The 1053-nt window shown below is 64.0% G+C and carries 2 protein-coding genes; both read right to left on the reverse strand.

Annotated elements, in window-relative coordinates; translation table 11 throughout:
* Window positions 1–137: 137 nt before the first annotated feature.
* Window positions 138–431, reverse strand: a complete 294-nt coding sequence (locus D471_RS0125645; protein ID WP_017601267.1) for a WXG100 family type VII secretion target — start codon at window positions 429–431, stop codon at window positions 138–140.
* A 43-nt stretch (window positions 432–474) separates the two neighbouring features.
* The gene (locus D471_RS0125650; RefSeq protein ID WP_017601268.1) at window positions 475–813 is read right to left on the reverse strand and encodes a hypothetical protein; all 339 of its coding nucleotides are present in this window, start codon (window positions 811–813) and stop codon (window positions 475–477) included.
* Between the last annotated feature and the right edge of the window lie 240 nt (window positions 814–1053).

Raw genomic sequence — 1053 nt, forward strand, 5'->3', positions numbered from 1 at the left:
GCGGTGCCGCAGGGCGTCCGCCTGGAGGACGTACTTCTCCTCGTCGGGCGTGTAGTGGAACGCCTCGGGGAGTTGCGGGTCCGGATCCGCTGGGGTCGGTGGGGACGGCGTGGGGGAGGACATCGGCGATCAGCCTACTAGAACAGACTGTTCAGGTAGTTGCTCAGACGGCCGTACTTCTCGGCGGTGCCGCTGGTGGCCTCGATCATCTTCGAGAAGGCGGAGTTGACCTCGGCGAAATGGGAGTCGAACTCCTGGGCCTTGGCCTGGAACTGCGAGCTGCCCGAGCCCTCCCACTGGTTGACGGTGCTCTCGGACTGCTCGTTGATCTGGCTCATGATCGCGGTGAAGCGGGCCAGGTGCGCCTGTTGGTCGGAGGCCAGGCCCTCCAGTTGGCCGACATTGCCGTAGACGTCGAACTGGTTACCCATGACTGCGCGCCTTTCTCGTGGCGGGGAAGAAGGTGGGGGAGCGTTAGGCGTTGATCGGGCGGGCGAGGCCGCCGAGGTCGTTTCCGGCCTGCGAGAGGTCGTCGGCGGAATCCTGGTCGGTGATGTTGAACTGCTGCTGACCCTCGTTCAGCTTGATGCCGTTCTGGCTGCACCAGGTCATGAGCTCGTCGAACCGTTCGGTGAGGGCGTTGCGCGCCGCGCGGAAATCGTTGAGGGCCTGACCCTGCAGGGCGTCGCCGTCGTTGGACATGTCCTGGATGAGCTGGTTCATCTGGGTACGGAGACCGTCGGATTCCTGTCCGAGGTTCTCCCCACCCGTTCCGAGTGCGTTGACATTCTCAAGACCGGCGTGGTTGGACATCTGAACCCTTCCGGGGGTGGGAGAGGAGGTGTGAGGTGTGCCCGTCCTCCGTGGGCAGGGTGTTCCCCCAGGGGCGGAACACGGGAGGAGGGGAGATTACGGACGATAGTAAGGATCTCATCTGCGGGTCAATGACCACGCACCCTTCGCGACATCGCGGCCGGATTCGGCCAATGTGGTGTTATTCATCGTGGGTTCACGGCTGGCCGTCACCGCAGTCGACGTAGTCGACGACGCTCG

This window comes from Nocardiopsis lucentensis DSM 44048, from assembly GCF_000341125.1.
In the GTDB taxonomy this organism is placed as follows: domain Bacteria; phylum Actinomycetota; class Actinomycetes; order Streptosporangiales; family Streptosporangiaceae; genus Nocardiopsis; species Nocardiopsis lucentensis.